Below are 15,025 nucleotides of genomic sequence, written 5' to 3' on the forward strand. Positions count from 1 at the left end.
GCCCCTGCCGTGTCGGGCCACCCCTCCGGCGTCAGGAGGAGCGCTTCCAGAAGGAGGGTCTCGGGCCGCGTGGCCGGTCCTTTGCCCCCGGCCCCGGGCCGCCGGACTCATCCGGGCCGCCAGGCACGCCACCGTGGCCGCCGGTCAGCTCGGTGAGCACCGTCACCGCGCGGAGCCACAGGGCGTCCACGTCCGCGTCCGGCCTCTCGCAGGCCGAAAGCTCGCGGGCCAGGGCCGACAGCTGGTTCTCGCCGCCGACGTAGGTGGCGAGGGCGGCCATGCGGCTGCCCAGGTCGGCCAGGTACCGCAGCCGCTCGGGACCGGGCAGCGACGCCCGCGCGTGCAGCCGCGCCAGCTCCTCCACCAGTTGCGGCCGGACCAGGTCCACAGAGTGTGGCACCGGCGGCGCGGGCGGGGCCATCTTCGCGGCCGCGGACCGGGCGAAGAGCCTTCCCCGAGGGGCCATGGCCTCGGGCGCCGGGAAGGGCCCGGCGTCCGTGGCGCCCACCGGCCCCGCCAGCCCGCCCGGGACCGGCATCGGCCCACCGGCGATGAGATCGTTCTGCCGGCCGACGCTGAAGATCGCCGGTGCGGCGGCGGTGGTGTACGCGACCGGGGCGGCGGCCATCATCGGTATGGGCGGGCCCGACATGTCCCAGCCGCTCGGAATCTCGACCGGCTGCACGACCCGGTGGCTCGCCCCGCCCTCGGCGACGACACGCGTGTCGACGGCCACGAAGGCGGTGAACCGGCACAGCACCCCGTGCCGGAGCGAGGTGTCGACGATCTCCCGCTCCAGGTGGTGGTCGCCGATCGCGTAGCGGTCCTCCAGGCGGCGCAGGTGAGCCCGGGCCCAGATGGCCCGTGCGGGGCCCTCCGCGGGGGTGCCTTCGAGCCGCCGCTCCCACGGCTTCCCGTCCGCGCCGAGGCCGTGGACGGTGATCGCGCCCCGAGCCCGGCCACGGAACCTGCCGGAGACGGTCAGGGGAACGCCGGAGTACAGCGACCCGAGGTGGGTCACGGTGCCCGGCAGCACCTCGAGCAGGTCCGGCTTGAGCGACAGGCCGGTGACCAGCGGGGATCCGATCCGGCGGTGGATGTGCTCCATCGCCTCGTCCAGGCGGTCCTCCGACTCCACCAGCTCGCAGCGGCCGGAGCCCAGCCCGGCCAGCCTGCCGAGGAACCCGGCGTTGACCGCCCGGTCGACGCCCACGGTGTGGACGCGCACGGCCGAGAGCCGGGTGCCGAGGCGTTCCAGGATCTGGTCCTCGTTGCCGACCTGCCCGTCGGTGACCAGGACGAGCACCCGCTCCCTGCCGGAATCGCCGAGCAGGCCGAGGGCCTGCTCCATCGGCTGGAGCATCTCGGTGCCGCCCCGGGCCTCCAGCCGGGCGAGGTGCTCGACCGCGCGGTAGCGGTTGCGGTCGGTCGCGGGAACGAGCCCGGCGTCCAGCGTCTCCGGGCGTTCCACGACGGTGTCGAACGACAGCACCGCGAACCGGTCGGCCGAGGTGAGCGTGTCGACGATGCGGGCCGCCGCCCGCCGCGCGGCGACCATCTTCCATCCGGTCATGCTGCCGGAGCGGTCGAGGAGCAGTGCCACGTCCCTCGGCCGCCGCGTGGCCTGGTCATCGGGCGCCGGCGGCAGGACCGTGAGCGTGAAGGTGCCCTCGCCGTCCGTCCCGTCCTGGCCCGGCCCGTGCTCGTCCTCGCCGCCGGCGGTCCGCTCGCGGTCCGGGACGAGGGTCAGCGAACTGGAGGCGGTGAAGTCCAGGCGGAGCACGAAGTCACGGTCGAGGCGCTCGCCGGGCTGGAGCCGGACGACGCCCTCTTCCTGGGTGACCACGTGCAGGCTGGACCTCATCTCCCGCAGGTCGAGCCCGGCCGGGTCGACGCGGGCCGTGAGCGACAGCCGTACCGGGTCGGGGAAGCCGGGCAGCAGCACCGGGGGAGTGATCCGCGAGGCGTCCGGCACCGCGTCGGTGTCGGGCGCCACGCCGTCGCCCGCGGACCGGTCGTCCAGCGGCGTGCCGGGGATGTAGCGGGGCGCCACGACGAGCGGGAAGCGGAAGGTCGCCGCGCCGTCCTCGTACGGGAGCGGCTGGCTGAGCGTCAGCCGTACCGTCACCCGCTCACCCGGGATGATGTTGCCGACCCGCATGGTGAAGACGTCCGGCCGCTCCTCCTCGGCGATGGCGGCCCGCCGTCCCTCGGCGATGGCCTGGTCGTAGTCCTGCCGGGCCTGGCCGCGTTCCTTGAGTACGCCCTCGACCACCCGGTCGTCGGCCTCCATGCGGAAGGCGGTGACCGCGGCGCGGTCGGGCAGCGGGAAGATGTATGTCGCCTCAAGCGGGACGTCGTACGGATTGCAGAAGCCCTGGGCGACCTCGACGCCGGAGGTGAGGGCGGTGATCCGCGCGTCCACCTCGACGCTTTCGAGCGGCAGGTTTCCCTTGCCGGTCCGCAGCGCGCCCAGCCCCGCGTCGGGCAGCGGGGTGTACTCACCGGGCTTCAACGACGTGATCTGAACAGTCATGCTTGCATCCCTTCGGACGGGGATCGGTCGAGATCGGGGTGGAGCGGGCCGGAGAGCCCGCGGTCGCGGAGCACGGCCAGCAGCGGTGCGGCGGCCTCCTGGAGTGCCGCGATGTCGTCGGATGAGGGGGCCCGGCCTTCGAGCATCAAGGTGACGCCCGGCGCCAGCCGCAGACCGTGCACCAGCCCGGCGGGATGGGGCCCCGGGGAGGAGCCGTCGCGGGCCAGGGAGGGGACGACCGCCGGTCGCTCCGCCCAGAAGCGTGGCCGCGCGGGCGGGAGCGCGGCGACGGCCGCGGCCCGGTGATCGCCGTCGGACTCGGCGCCGCCGGGTGCGCGCATGGTCTCGGCGGGGATCCGGGCGATCGTTTCGAGCGTGGTGTCGGTCGCGCCGGCGAGCTCGGCCTGGATGTCGGCGATCGAACGCCCGTCGGCCTGCCTGCGCTTGACGGCGATGAGCTGGAGGAGGTGGCGCCTGCCGTACAGCGCGATCCTGCCACGGCGGGTCAGCGGCGGGTCGAGCAGCCCGATGGTCGTGTACCAGCGGATGACCCGCTCATTGGGCACGTCCCGCACCCGGCCGTTGGGCCGCTGCGAGGTGGGGCCGAGCGTGCTCGCCGCCCGTTCCGCGAGCTCGCCGATCGTCCAGCTGTCGCTCATAGTCCGATACTGACACTGCAATCATTACAGTGTCAACGTTTAGGAGCGGTTCAGACCGGTTAGGGCGTTGTAGGTAGGAGGCCAGAAACTCTTGAGGGGGAGACCGTTCATGGCCCAGATCACCAGCCCTCTGTCAGGCGACAATCAGAGAATCACCGGTGAGGCTCTGCAGGGCGCGCTCGTCGACCTGATCGACCTCTCGCTCGTGGGCAAGCAGGCCCACTGGAACCTGATCGGGCGCAACTTCAGGTCACTGCACCTTCAGCTGGACGAGATCGTGAGCATCGCGCGGACCCGGGCCGACGACGCGGCCGAGCGCGCGGTGGCCCTCGGGGTGAACCCGGACGGCCGTGCGGCCACCGTGGCCCGCGCCTCCCAGGTAGACCAGCTGGACGCCGGCTACATCGAGGACGGCAAGGTCGTCGCCGCGTTCACCGACATCCTCGGGGAGATCATCGCGCGTATGCGTGACCGGGTGGACGTCACCGAAGAGGCCGACCCGGTGTCGCAGGACCTGCTCATCGAGATCACCCAGGACCTGGAGAAGCAGCACTGGATGATCCAGGCACAGCGCTGAGCGACGGGGCGCGGGTCCCGGCGCGGGACCGGGCCTCACAGCAGGTCGCGGGCCAGGTACGCGATCGAGGGCCGGGCGGACAGCAGGACGCGTAGCGCGTCCCAGCGGGCCGTCCCGGCCCTCTTCAGCAGGCCGGCCTCGATCAGCGCGCGTTCCCACTCGTCGGGGCGCGTCGCGGCCCGCTCCAGCCTCTCCAGCACCGTCTGACCGCCGGCCGCGCGTCCCGGCCCTCCCGCCCCGCCCGCGTCCGCCCCGTCCGGGGACCCTGCGAGCGGCGGCCCCAGGGCGTCCCGCTCCCGGGAGAGCAGGGACAGCAGATGCGGCCAGCGGATCGTCAGCACCGCCAGCTTGGCCACCTCCTCGTCCGTCGCCCGCGGCGCACCCGCGAGAGCGCGCCGGTAGGTGACGAAGGAGTAGAACCGGAACACGTTCACGTACCGTTTGAGCTCCCGCGGATTGCTCAGCGTCAGCGCGGGGAGCGTGCGCTCGATGGCGGCGTACGCGTTCTGGTCGCTGTACAGGTCGTCGTAGACGCGGTCGGCCGCGAGCCGCACCGCCGCCGACAGCCCGCCGATGGCGTCGTCGGCGGCGGCGATCGCGCTGGGGTCGCCCGGGGTTCGCGGCGCGGGCGCGGAGGAGGGGCCGTGTGCCCTCCCGCCGCCGGGAGGAATCGCGTCGCCCAACGTCCGCTGGACCCGTCGCGCGACCGTGTCGAGGTCGTCCGCCGTGGGGCCCAGGGCTCTGATGGCCGCCTCCATGCGGTCGACCAGCTCAGGATCGAGCCGTGGAGCAGGGGCCCGCGCCCGCTCGGGGTCCGCCTGCTCGCCGGACCGGCCGCCGTGCGGAGCCGAGGGAACGTCGAGCAGCGTACGGAGGTAGGCGGGCATGCGCTCGCCGTCGTCAAGCAGCGGCACGCTGAGCGGGAGCTGCACGATCTTCTCCAGGAACCGCCACCCGAGACCGGAACGCTCCTCCATGGCTGACGGCAGCGTGCGCGCCAGGTCGCGGTAGGCCACCTCCACGTGCGCGGCCACGACCTCGGGCTCCATCGCCAGCACGAACACGCAGTTGGGGAACTCTCCGGCGAGGAACAGGTTCACCGCCTCGATGACCTGCGCGACCGTGCCAGGCGAGCACCTGTCGAGGTCGTCCACGAACACCACCAGAGGCCGCTCCTCGGTGGCGACCATGCCGAGCACATGGCGCATGTCCGTCTGCACCAGGTGCAGGAACCCGGTCCTCGACCGGTAGCCGGGGTCGGGCGTCAGCTCCTTGACCAGTTCGGGTGACACGCCGAGCAGATCGGGAGGACGGACCAGCTTGCGGAACCCGGTGTCGGCCGACTCGCCGAGGAACCGCGCCAGCCGTACGGCCGCGGCGGCGACCGCGATGACCGCGCCGCCCGACCCGACGGCGGCGGCCGTACCGCGAAGCACCGAGCCGAGGGCGGGCACCAGGGCCCCGGCGGCCAGCGCGGCGGCGGTGAAGAGCAGGCCGGCGCACAACGCCAGGGCCACCGGCAGCAGGCGGGTGGCGGCCAGCCGGTACGCCCGCCTGCGCACCGCCTCCCTGTCGATGCGCGCGAGGTTGAGCGCCAGCCAGAAGCGCTCGCGCTGGCCGCGGGGCAGGCGGTCGGTGACCTGGCTGATGATCTCGTGGGCGAGGCCCGCCCAGACCTGCTCGCCGCTCTGGTACATCCACGGGTTGAACCAGACGGTCGGCCGCCAGTCGGCGTGCCGCAGCGGGAGCTCTCCGGGGACGGCGTACTCCGCGCCGCCGTCCTGCTGCACCCCGGCCTGGGCGAGCACCTCCGCGTTCGTCACCTTCGCCGAGCTCCCGCGCAGCCGGCTGAGATGGATCTCGGCGGGCCTCTCCTCGGCGGCGCCGGGGTCCAGCAGGTCCTGCACCATGCGCATCAGCGAGGTCTTGCCCGCGCCCCAGGGCCCCTTGATGCCGATCGTCAGCGGCGGCCGGGTGTCGGGGTGGCGGATGAACGCCGCGATGGCCTCGGCGTGCACCCGGTGGCCGAGCCTGTCCTGGATCGTCCAGCGGTCACCGGTCAGCCGCGTGCGGGGCGGCACGGCCCGCCGGGTGGCGCGCCACCGGCGCAGCAGCGCCGAGACATGGGACAGCTCGTCGGGGTCCAGGCGCCCGGCGACCGCCCGCCGGATCGCGGGGTCGGCGAACGGGGCTCCCTGCCCGAGCAGGCCCCACGCCGTCAGCTCCCGGACCGCCTCACCCGCCGAAGCGCCCTCGGTGAGCAACTCGGCCACCTCGGGCGTGAGCGGCTCGTCCTCGGCCAGCAGGGTCGCCCGGCGCAGCAGTTCCCTCGCGTCCTGCCCGAGGTGGACCTCGTAGACGCGGCTCACCAGTTCCCCGGCCGAGGACGGGGGCACCGCGTCGCCGACGACGGCGAGGCGGGCGAGCGCCGTCCCGAAGGCGAGCCCGAGGTCCTGGACGGAGCGCCTCGCCGAGGCGACGCCGATCAGCTCGCCCTCTCCGTAGGTCAGCAGGCAGGGCCGCCGGTCGGCGCCGAGCTCCGCGCAGCGCTCCTCCGCGTACCGGTAGAGGTCGCCCACCGAGACGGTGCCGTCACGGTCGAGGTCCGCGTCGCCCGAGAGCATGCCGTCGGCGAGGATCGCGGTGAGCGAGACGGCGCGGCCTGGCCGTACCCCCGGCATGGTCGCGCTGGTGGTGAGCGCCGCGGCGGCGGCCACCGGCTCGCCCCTGACCCGCAGGCGGCTCACGGCCGCGTGGGGCCGGTCGGGGTTGGCGGTCACCAGCCACCCGAAGTCGACGATCAGCAGGAGCGCGGCGCCGTCCGACCGCTCGACCCGCCGGGCGAACTCGTCCATCAGCGCGCCGAACTCCCGCCGCCCCCATCCCGACTCGGTGGACCAGCGGACGAGGAGCAGGTCGCCCGGCTCGACGGTTTCCAGGAAGGCGCCGACGCGCCGGTGGTCGGCCGCGTCGCACTCGGCCGTCTCGACCGCGTACCCCTCGGCGGTGAGGGCGTGGACGAGCCTGCGGTCGGCCCCGCCCGTGGCGCCGGCGCCGCTTTCGCGGTCGAGGAAGACCAGGGCCTTGCGCGTTCTGATGGTCGGAGCGGGTGGGGTGGACACGATCATCGAGGTCATCGGCGGGCTCCAGTGGCCGGGCGCGCCCGGCTCGGTGCCCCTGGGCCGCCGGGGCCGTGCATACGGCGCTCGCACGATGCTTCCAGATCGCGGGCCCGTCCCCGGATGGGCGCGGACGCGCCCTGTCACCCTTTGCCAGGTCTTTGCCGCTGGTCACAGATCGCGGGACCAGGTCTGGAAGGTGACCGTGGTGCCGTAGCTGTGCTCGGTGTGCCGCTCGTCGAGCTGGAAGCCCGCCTTCTCGTAGATCCGCCGGGCGGCGGTGAGCACGTCGACGGTCATGAGCACGATGCGCTCGTACCCGGCCCGCCTCGCGAACGCCAGGCACTCCCGCACGAGGCGGCCTCCGACCCCCATGCCGCGTGTGGACGGCTCGACCAGGAGCAGCCGGAGCCGGGCCGTGCGGTCGTCCTCGCGGACGCAGAAGATCGAGCCGACCGGCTCGCCGTCCACCTCGGCGATCCAGCCCGCCTCGCGCTTCGGATCGTGGCCCTCGACGTAGTCGGCGACGATGCGGGCGACCATCGCCTCGAACGTCTCGTCCCAGCCGTGCTCCTGTTCGTACAGCACCCCGTGCCGGTGCACGATCCAGCCGAGGTCGCCGGCGCGCGGCGGGCGGATGACGTACGGCTCCCGCTCGGGGGCCTCGCCGAGGATCTCCTGGATGGTGGTCATCGCGGACATGAGCCGGCGGCGGTCCTCCTCCGTGAGGGGCGCCAGCATGTCGCGCACCGCGGACGCCGAGGCCTCGTCGAGCGTGCGGTAGGCGGCCCGGCCGCTCTCGCCGAGGCGGACGAGCCGGCGCCGGGCGTCCGAGGCCGAGCGTGCCCGCGTGACGAGCCCGTCCGCCTCGAAGCGGGCGAGCATCCGGCTGAGGTATCCGGCGTCCAGGCCGAGCAGCCGCCGCAGCTCGGCGGTCTCCATCTCGCCACGGGCGTCCAGCTCGAACAGCACCCTTGCCTCGGTGAGCGAGTACGGGGTGTCGTGCATTCCGGCGCCGAGCACGCCGATCACACGCGTGTAGAAGCGGTTGAACGCGCGGACGTCGGTGACGAGGTCGTCCATCGTTGCTCCAATCAACTAATTCCTTGCCTCAGTCAAGCATTGTTCCGGCCGAAGATCTAGACCTGTCCGTGGGGACCCGCCGCGTGCGGCACTCGACGCGGCTCACCCGGACTTGCGATATTCGGTACCCCGCAGCAAGATCGGAGCCGGTCGGTGGCGCTATTGTCGATCACATGACTTCGGGGTACGACGTGCTCTACATCGGCGGATACACACCCGGCACCGGAGGGTCCGGCGCCGGGCTCACGGTGGTCCGCAGGGAGGAAAGCGGGATACTCAAGGCGCTGGCCGAGAGCGCCGCGCCGGGCCCGTCCTTCCTGGCCCTGCACCCGAGGCTGCCCGTGCTGTACGCGGTCCTGGAGTGCGAGGAGGGCGGAGTGGCCGCCTACTCCGCCGACCCGTACGGCCCCGGCCTGCTCGCCGACGGCACGAGCGGGGGGTCCTACCCCTGCCATCTGGCCGTCGACCCCACCGGCACCTGGCTCGCGGTCACCAACTACGGCGACGGCACGCTGGCGATGTACCGGCTCGGCAGCTCGGGCCTGTTCGACGGCCGGCCCCGGCTCTTCCCCCACCGGGGACACGGGCCCGACCCGGCGCGGCAGGCCGAGCCGCACGCCCACCAGGCCGTTTTCGGCCCGGGCCGGGCGCTGCACGTCACCGACCTCGGCACCGACGAGATCCGCCGCTACCTGCTCGGCACCGAGCCCGACCTGCACCCCGAGGGCCCGGTACGGCTGGCGCCGGGCAGCGGACCCCGGCACATGGCGCACCGGGAGGGCCGCTGGTACGTCGCGGGCGAGCTGGACGGCATGATCGCGGTCTACGACGCCGAGTGGCGTGAGCTCGGCCGCACACCCGCCAGCGCCGCCATGGGCCCGAACCAGGTGTCCCACATCGAGCCGTCCGCCGACGGCCGCCACCTGTACGTGGCGAACCGGGGGCCCGACACCATCGCCGTCTTCGAGGTGGACGGCGAGCAGGAGTCCCAGAGCGTCGGCACCGGCCTGTCGCGGGTCGCCGAGGTGGGCTCGGGCGGGCTCTGGCCACGGCACTTCGCCGTGGCGGGCGATCACATGTACGTCGCCAACCAGCGCTCGGACGCGGTCGCCACGCTGCTGATGCGCGACGGGGTGCCCGAGCCCACGGGGGAGACCTTCAAGGTCGGCAGCCCTTCGTGCGTGCTGGCCGTGGCGGTGTAGACCCGCTCGGCGGCGCTCTCCGGCTCGGGGGCGAAGGCGCTCTGAACACTTGGTCTAGACCAATGTTGGCACCTGCGGCACAATGCCATGCGGTGGCGGCCACATCGGGGATGCGCGAACGCATTCTGGAGGCCGCGCGACTCGACATAGTCTGACTCTGTATCCCATCGGGAGGAACCCGCCATGCGTATTGGTGTACTGACAGGGGGCGGAGACTGCCCCGGGCTCAACGCGGTGATCCGTGCGGTCGTCCGCAAGGGTGTGACCGTCTACGGCCATGAGTTCGTGGGCTTCCGCGACGGGTGGCGTGGTCCGCTCGAGGGCGACACGATGCCGCTGGAAATCCAGACGGTGCGGGGGATCCTGCCTCGCGGCGGCACCATCCTCGGTTCCTCACGGACGAACCCCATCAAGATCGACGGCGGCGTCGACCGCATCAAGGCGAACCTCGCCGACGGCGGCGTCGACGCGCTCATCGCCATCGGCGGCGAGGACACGCTGGGGGTCGCCAAGCAGCTGTACGACCTCGGCGTCAACGTCATCGGCGTGCCGAAGACGATCGACAACGACCTCAACGCCACCGACTACACCTTCGGTTTCGACACGGCCGTCAACATCGCCACCGAGGCCATCGACCGCCTGCACACCACGGCCGAGTCCCACCACCGCGCGCTGATCTGCGAGGTCATGGGCCGTCACGCCGGCTGGATCGCGCTGCACGCCGGCATGGCCGGCGGCGCCAACGTCATCCTGATCCCCGAGAAGCCGTTCGACATCGACAAGGTCTGCGAGTACGTCGAGAGCCGCTTCAAGATCCGCTACTCGCCCATCATCGTGGTCGCGGAGGGCGCGCACCCGATCGAGGGCCAGATGGCGCTGCAGGCCAACGAGCTCGACTCCTTCGGTCACGTCCGCCTCGGCGGCATCGGCGAACTGCTCGCCCACGAGATCGAGAAGCGCACCGGCAAGGAGGCCCGCACCACCGTGCTCGGCCACGTGCAGCGCGGTGGCACCCCCAGTGCCTACGACCGGGTGCTGGCGACCCGCTTCGGCCTGCAGGCCATCGACGCGGCGCACGAGGGCGACTTCGGCAAGATGGTCGCGCTGCGCGGCACCGACATCGTCCGGGTGGGCCTGGACGCCGCGACCTCCGAGCTCAAGACCGTGCCGCCGTCGCGTTACCAGGAGGCCGAGGTCTTCTTCGGCTGACCGTCCCCGCCTCGCCGCACCGCCCCCGGCCGCACTGGCGCCGGGGGCGGTGCGGTTCGTTTCGGGGGGCCTTACTTCCCGAGCCGCGTCAGGACCCGCCGGGACGGCGACTGTCGAACATCGAGGGGGTGGCGGGCGGCGCCGGGGTGGAGGGCGCATGCCCGGTGCCCCCATCCCGCAGCTGGGCGAGGAGCATCGCCTCGGTCTCCAGCTCGCGCCGGGACGGCGAGAGCATGACCGTCAGCAGCAGCACCAGCGTGAGCAGGCTGATCCCGATGAGCATCGGGAGCAGGAAGCTGATCGCCGGGACGCCTTCCAGGGCGTCGCCGTCCGCCGGGTGCATGGCGGACACGCTGAGCGAGAACATGCCGGTGTAGTGCATGCCGCAGACGGCGAGGCCCATGATCAGGGCCGCGCCCGTGGTCGCGAGCGCGCCCTCGACCCGCAGGGTGAACCACAGCGCGACCGTCGAGGCCACGACCGCGATCAGCACCGAAGCGGCGACCAGCAGGGGGTCGTAGCCGGTGGTGACGGGCATGTGCATGGCCGCCATGCCCATGTAGTGCATGCCCGCCACGCCGAGCCCGGTGAGCAGCCCCGCGAGGGCGAGGGGGACGAGGCGCTCGCCGCCGCGTGAGACCAGCAGCAGTCCCACGCCGACCATGACGATCGCCACGACGGCGGAGACGATGGTGAGCGGCACGTCGTAGCGGATCCCCACACCTCGCACGCTGAAGCCCATCATCGCGATGAAGTGCATCACCCAGATGCCGGTGCCGCCGATGGAGATCGCCGCGACCGCCAGCCACCGGATCCTGGCGGCGCCCTGCGCGCCGCGGGCCCGGGAGGCGAGCACCAGGCCGAGAAGCGATCCGACGACCGACATCACATATGAGAGCACGGGGGTGAACGCCCCGTTTGAGAAGTGGTCGATAGGGGACACGTGCTCTCCTCGCAGAAACTCGAACGATGTTCGGCTTGGCAGGTTATCCCACGTAGTAGCGTTCCAAGGCTCCATTCGGTGATGATCTATATGTCGGGGATACTTGACCGAAATTGTCATAAAAACCGAAAAGGGCCGCCAGGAAACGAAGCGTGACGCCGAGGTGAAATGCCGTCGAAGCGCCTCGATCATGGACGGGTCAGATGCCGTCGAAGCGCCTCGGGCGAGAAGGGCGGAATGCCGTCGGAGCGCCTCGGCCATGGACGGGCGGAATGCCGTCGAAGCGCCTCCACCACGGACCCGATCGGGCACGGGGGATCCGGGAACCCGCCATCCGGGATAAATTGAGGGGTGCCGCGTGCTGGAACGACCTTCCGCCCGGCACGCCGCCGACCCCGACCAGCGCCCGGAGGCAACTCCATGTCCGTCCTGCCCCCATCAGCTCTGGGCGAGCCCTGCTTGCTGCTCAAACTCGGCGAGGTAGTGCTCAAGGGCAAGAACCGCGAGCTGTTCGAGCGGCAGCTGCAGTTCAACATCAAGGCCGCCCTCAAGAGCTTCGGCGTGAAGGTCGACGTCCGGCAGCGGCACGGCGTCATCGCCATCCTGCTGCCCGAGGGCACGAGCGTGGAGACCGCTGACCTCCTCGCCCACCGGCTCACCGACGTGATGGGCCTGGTGTGGATCCACCGCGCCTGGCGCGTCGCCAAGGACCCCGACGCCGTCACCGCGGCGGCGCTGGAGCTGGTCGCCGGGCGCCCCGAGGTCGAGCGCAAGGCGACCTTCGCGGTGCGCTCCCGCCGGCGCGACAAGCGGTTCCCCCTGCGTTCCAACGAGCTCGACCGCATGGTCGGCGGTGAGATCAACGACAAGTACGGCCTGCCGGTGCGCCTGAAGAACCCCGAGCTGACCGTGCACATCGAGGTCGACAGGGACGAGGTCTTCGTCTTCACCGACGGGCTGCCGGGCCAGGGTGGGCTGCCGGTGGGCACCAGCGGGCGCGGCCTTGTGCTGATGTCGGGCGGCATCGACTCACCGGTCGCCGCCTACCGCATGCTGCGCCGCGGCCTGCAGGTCGACTTCCTGCACTTCTCCGGCATCCCGTTCACGACCTCCGAGTCGATCTACAAGGCGTACGCCCTGGTCCGGGCGCTGAGCAAGTTCCAGGAGAAGGCGCGGCTGTTCGTGGTGCCCTTCGGGAAGGCGCAGCAGTCCCTCAAGGCGTCCGGCGCCGACCGGCTGCAGGTGGTCGCCCAGCGCCGCCTGATGCTCAAGACGGCCGAGGAGGTCGCCCACCGCCTGCGGCGCCGCGTGCTGGTCACCGGCGACTCGCTCGGCCAGGTGTCCTCCCAGACGCTGCAGAACATCACCGCGCTCGACGACGCCGTGAGCCTGCCCATCCTGCGGCCGCTCATCGGCATGGACAAGACCGAGATCATGGCCGACGCGCGCCGCATCGGCACGCTCCAGATCTCCGAGCTGCCCGACGAGGACTGCTGCACCCTGCTCACCCCGCGCCGGGCCGAGACCCACGCCAAGATCGCGGACCTGCGGCAGATCGAGAAGCGCCTCGACGCCGAGGAGCTCGCCGTCCAGCTCGCCGACTCCATCCAGGAGTACAAGCTCGAAGACTGACCTCCGGCCGGGAGTCCGCGGGGCGTCTCGTGCCGCGGCGCCCGGCTAGCGCAGGGAGTGGCGTACCCAGACGTTGGGCTCGACATACACCGCGTGGTCCTGGCCGACGTCGCAGTGCACCGGCACCAGGGCGTCAGGCACCTCGACCTGGCCCGATTCGTCGAAGGGAAGGCCGGTCCAGCTCCGCCACTCGGCGAGGCTGCCCGCGACCACCATCGACCGAGGGGCGACCTTGGTGATGACCCCGCCGGCCCGTACATGCACGCGAAGCCACGCGTCCATGGGCAGGCCGTCCGCCCGGCGCAGCCCGGCGTACTCGGTCATGGGCATCCACGGCTGCAGGTGCTTGCCGTTGGGGCGCACCGGGGCGAGGAGCTGCTCGAACCCGAGCCGGGCGACCTGGTCGCGCAGCGCGCCGAGCATGAGCGCGGACAGCCCCTTGCCCTGCAGGTCGGGCCGGATGGTGATCTCCAGCGCCGAGACCGTGTCGGGAATGTCCCCGCGCCGCCGCGTCCGGGTGGCACGCCACAGGACGCCGTCCCAGCCGTTGTCGGGCAGGTCCTCCTCGCCGAGCAGGAACGGCACGGAAAAGGCACGGGCGACCAGGCTGCCGGGCTGGTCACGGTCGACGGCGACCAGGACGAACTCCGCGAACTCCGTCTCCGCGATGGGGTAGTACAGGTTGGCGGCCGGGTCCTCCTTCATATACGGCGGCCAGCTGTCGGCCATGGCCCAGAGTGCCGGTCCCAGCTCGGGTCGCTCCGCGAGCGTGCTGATGTGCAGGTCCATGCCCGGATCGTGGCCAGTGGCGTCGCCGCCGTCAACACATTTGTTCCCGTCGCCTCCGTGCGGGGAAGAACGCGGCCCGCGCTCCTCCCCGCGCCCGCGTACTAGGCCACGGGGGTGAGCGCGGCGGCGGGGAGGCGTCCCATGAGGGGCGGGAAGTCGCGCATCACGCGCGCAAGCTCCTCGAGGTCGCCGTCGACCAGCGCTTGGGGGCCGTCGCAGAGTGCCTGCTCGGGGTGCGGATGGACGTCGATGATGACGCCGTCGGCGCCGACGGCGATGGCCGAGCGCGTCAGCGGCAGCACCAGGTCGCGCCGGCCGCCCGAGTGCGAGGGGTCGATGATGACGGGCAGGTGCGACAGCCGCTGGACCACCGGCACGGCGGAGACGTCCAGGGTGTTGCGGGTCGCGGTCTCGAAGGTGCGGATGCCGCGCTCGCACAGCACGATGTCGAGGTTGCCGCGCTGGGCGATGTACTCGGCGGACATCAGCCACTCCTCGATCGTGGCGTTCATGCCGCGCTTGAGCATGACCGGCTTGCCGGCCGCCCCCACCGCCTGCAGCAGGGCGAAGTTCTGCGCGTTGCGGGTGCCCACCTGGAGCATGTCGGCGTAGGAGGCGACCAGGTCGACGTCGTGGGCGTTCACCACCTCGGTGACGATCGGCAGGCCCGTCTCCTCACGTACGTCGGCCAGGATCCGAAGGCCCGCCTCGCCGAGTCCCTGGAACGCGTACGGCGAGGTACGGGGCTTGTACGCGCCGCCGCGCAGCAGGCTCGCCCCGGCCGCCCGCGCCATCCGCGCCGCCTCAAGCGTCTGCTGCGGGGTCTCCACCGCGCACGGCCCGGCGATCAGCGTGACGGTGTCCGGCCCGATCGGCACACCCGCGACCCGGACGGTGGATCTCTCGGGATGGTTCTCCCGGCTGACCAGTTTGTACGGCGTGGAGATGCGCATCACATCGGCGACGCCCTGCATGCTGCCGAGATTCAGGGTGCCGAACTGCGTTATGTCTCCCACGAGGCCGATGATCGTACGGTTGACGCCACGGCTGACGAAGGCGTCCCCGCCTGCCGTGGCGACCAGGTCGACGATGGCGTCGACGTCCTGCCGCGTGGCCTCGGGGGTCATGACAATGACCATGGTGGTGCCCTTTCTCTGGAACTTCTGCGGAGTTCTCTGGATGAGTCGCCGGTGAAAACGACCCGGCCGCGTTGCCGTGAGCACACGGGGATCGCGCGCCTCGGCGATCGGTCGCGGTGGCACGACGGCCGGTTCAC

General features: G+C 72.1%; 11 protein-coding genes. 4 read left to right on the forward strand and 7 right to left on the reverse strand.

What is annotated here, in order from left to right:
- Nucleotides 1-31 precede the first annotated feature (31 nt).
- Both ABD810_RS11240 and ABD810_RS11245 read right to left on the reverse strand, forming a co-directional pair.
- Entirely contained in the window at nucleotides 32-2,536 is a 2,505-nt protein-coding gene (locus ABD810_RS11240) for a VIT domain-containing protein (protein WP_344937692.1), read from the reverse strand.
- Nucleotides 2,533-3,195: a MerR family transcriptional regulator gene (locus ABD810_RS11245; RefSeq protein WP_344937694.1), complete on the reverse strand. Its 663-nt coding sequence runs from the start codon at nucleotides 3,193-3,195 to the stop codon at nucleotides 2,533-2,535. Before ABD810_RS11245 ends, ABD810_RS11240 begins: the two co-directional genes overlap by 4 nt.
- A 109-nt stretch (nucleotides 3,196-3,304) precedes the next feature.
- On the opposite strand from ABD810_RS11245, the gene ABD810_RS11250 reads away from it, so the two are divergent.
- On the forward strand, nucleotides 3,305-3,772 hold the full coding sequence (locus tag ABD810_RS11250; RefSeq protein WP_344937696.1) for a Dps family protein: 468 nt from the start codon (nucleotides 3,305-3,307) through the stop codon (nucleotides 3,770-3,772).
- Between the two features lie 35 nt (nucleotides 3,773-3,807).
- On the opposite strand, the gene ABD810_RS11255 is transcribed toward ABD810_RS11250, so the two are convergent.
- Together ABD810_RS11255 and ABD810_RS11260 are read right to left on the reverse strand one after the other, a co-directional pair.
- Entirely contained in the window at nucleotides 3,808-6,909 is a 3,102-nt protein-coding gene (locus ABD810_RS11255) for a KAP family P-loop NTPase fold protein (RefSeq protein ID WP_344937698.1), read from the reverse strand.
- A gap of 153 nt (nucleotides 6,910-7,062) precedes the next feature.
- The gene (locus tag ABD810_RS11260; protein WP_344937700.1) at nucleotides 7,063-7,974 is read right to left on the reverse strand and encodes a bifunctional helix-turn-helix transcriptional regulator/GNAT family N-acetyltransferase; all 912 of its coding nucleotides are present in this window, start codon (nucleotides 7,972-7,974) and stop codon (nucleotides 7,063-7,065) included.
- Nucleotides 7,975-8,147: 173 nt separating this feature from the next.
- Here ABD810_RS11260 and ABD810_RS11265 point away from each other — a divergent pair, with 173 nt between their 5' ends.
- Together ABD810_RS11265 and ABD810_RS11270 are read left to right on the forward strand one after the other, a co-directional pair.
- Nucleotides 8,148-9,176: a lactonase family protein gene (locus tag ABD810_RS11265; RefSeq protein WP_344937702.1), complete on the forward strand. Its 1,029-nt coding sequence runs from the start codon at nucleotides 8,148-8,150 to the stop codon at nucleotides 9,174-9,176.
- Between the two features lie 183 nt (nucleotides 9,177-9,359).
- Entirely contained in the window at nucleotides 9,360-10,385 is a 1,026-nt protein-coding gene (locus tag ABD810_RS11270; protein WP_344937704.1) for a 6-phosphofructokinase, read from the forward strand.
- Between the two features lie 88 nt (nucleotides 10,386-10,473).
- Here the strand turns inward: ABD810_RS11270 and ABD810_RS11275 are convergent, their stop codons facing one another.
- Complete coding sequence (locus tag ABD810_RS11275; protein WP_344937706.1) at nucleotides 10,474-11,328, reverse strand: MHYT domain-containing protein; 855 nt, start codon at nucleotides 11,326-11,328, stop codon at nucleotides 10,474-10,476.
- Nucleotides 11,329-11,748: 420 nt separating this feature from the next.
- Between ABD810_RS11275 and thiI the strand changes: the two genes are divergently transcribed.
- On the forward strand, nucleotides 11,749-12,960 hold the full coding sequence (thiI, locus tag ABD810_RS11280; protein ID WP_344937708.1) for a tRNA uracil 4-sulfurtransferase ThiI: 1,212 nt from the start codon (nucleotides 11,749-11,751) through the stop codon (nucleotides 12,958-12,960).
- Nucleotides 12,961-13,005: 45 nt separating this feature from the next.
- Here the strand turns inward: thiI and ABD810_RS11285 are convergent, their stop codons facing one another.
- Nucleotides 13,006-13,749 carry an N-acetyltransferase gene (locus ABD810_RS11285; protein WP_344937710.1) on the reverse strand — a complete coding sequence of 248 codons (744 nt, stop codon included), beginning with the start codon at nucleotides 13,747-13,749 and terminating at the stop codon, nucleotides 13,006-13,008.
- Nucleotides 13,750-13,850: 101 nt separating this feature from the next.
- The gene (gene aroF / locus ABD810_RS11290) at nucleotides 13,851-14,888 is read right to left on the reverse strand and encodes a 3-deoxy-7-phosphoheptulonate synthase (protein ID WP_344937907.1); all 1,038 of its coding nucleotides are present in this window, start codon (nucleotides 14,886-14,888) and stop codon (nucleotides 13,851-13,853) included.
- Between the last annotated feature and the right edge of the window lie 137 nt (nucleotides 14,889-15,025).

The sequence above is a fragment of the Sphaerisporangium flaviroseum genome (genome assembly GCF_039537005.1).
GTDB classification, from domain to species: Bacteria; Actinomycetota; Actinomycetes; order Streptosporangiales; family Streptosporangiaceae; genus Sphaerisporangium; species Sphaerisporangium flaviroseum.

Bases quoted from the DNA above. Each gene is read 5' to 3' on its own strand.
- ABD810_RS11240 (WP_344937692.1), bottom strand. From the start codon at position 2,536: ATGACTGTTCAGATCACGTCGTTGAAGCCCGGTGAGTACACCCCGCTG.
- ABD810_RS11270 (WP_344937704.1), top strand. From the start codon at position 9,360: ATGCGTATTGGTGTACTGACAGGGGGCGGAGACTGCCCCGGGCTCAAC.
- ABD810_RS11260 (WP_344937700.1), bottom strand. From the start codon at position 7,974: ATGGACGACCTCGTCACCGACGTCCGCGCGTTCAACCGCTTCTACACG.
- thiI (WP_344937708.1), top strand. From the start codon at position 11,749: ATGTCCGTCCTGCCCCCATCAGCTCTGGGCGAGCCCTGCTTGCTGCTC.
- ABD810_RS11285 (WP_344937710.1), bottom strand. From the start codon at position 13,749: ATGGACCTGCACATCAGCACGCTCGCGGAGCGACCCGAGCTGGGACCG.
- aroF (WP_344937907.1), bottom strand. From the start codon at position 14,888: ATGGTCATTGTCATGACCCCCGAGGCCACGCGGCAGGACGTCGACGCC.
- ABD810_RS11265 (WP_344937702.1), top strand. From the start codon at position 8,148: ATGACTTCGGGGTACGACGTGCTCTACATCGGCGGATACACACCCGGC.
- ABD810_RS11245 (WP_344937694.1), bottom strand. From the start codon at position 3,195: ATGAGCGACAGCTGGACGATCGGCGAGCTCGCGGAACGGGCGGCGAGC.
- ABD810_RS11255 (WP_344937698.1), bottom strand. From the start codon at position 6,909: ATGACCTCGATGATCGTGTCCACCCCACCCGCTCCGACCATCAGAACG.
- ABD810_RS11250 (WP_344937696.1), top strand. From the start codon at position 3,305: ATGGCCCAGATCACCAGCCCTCTGTCAGGCGACAATCAGAGAATCACC.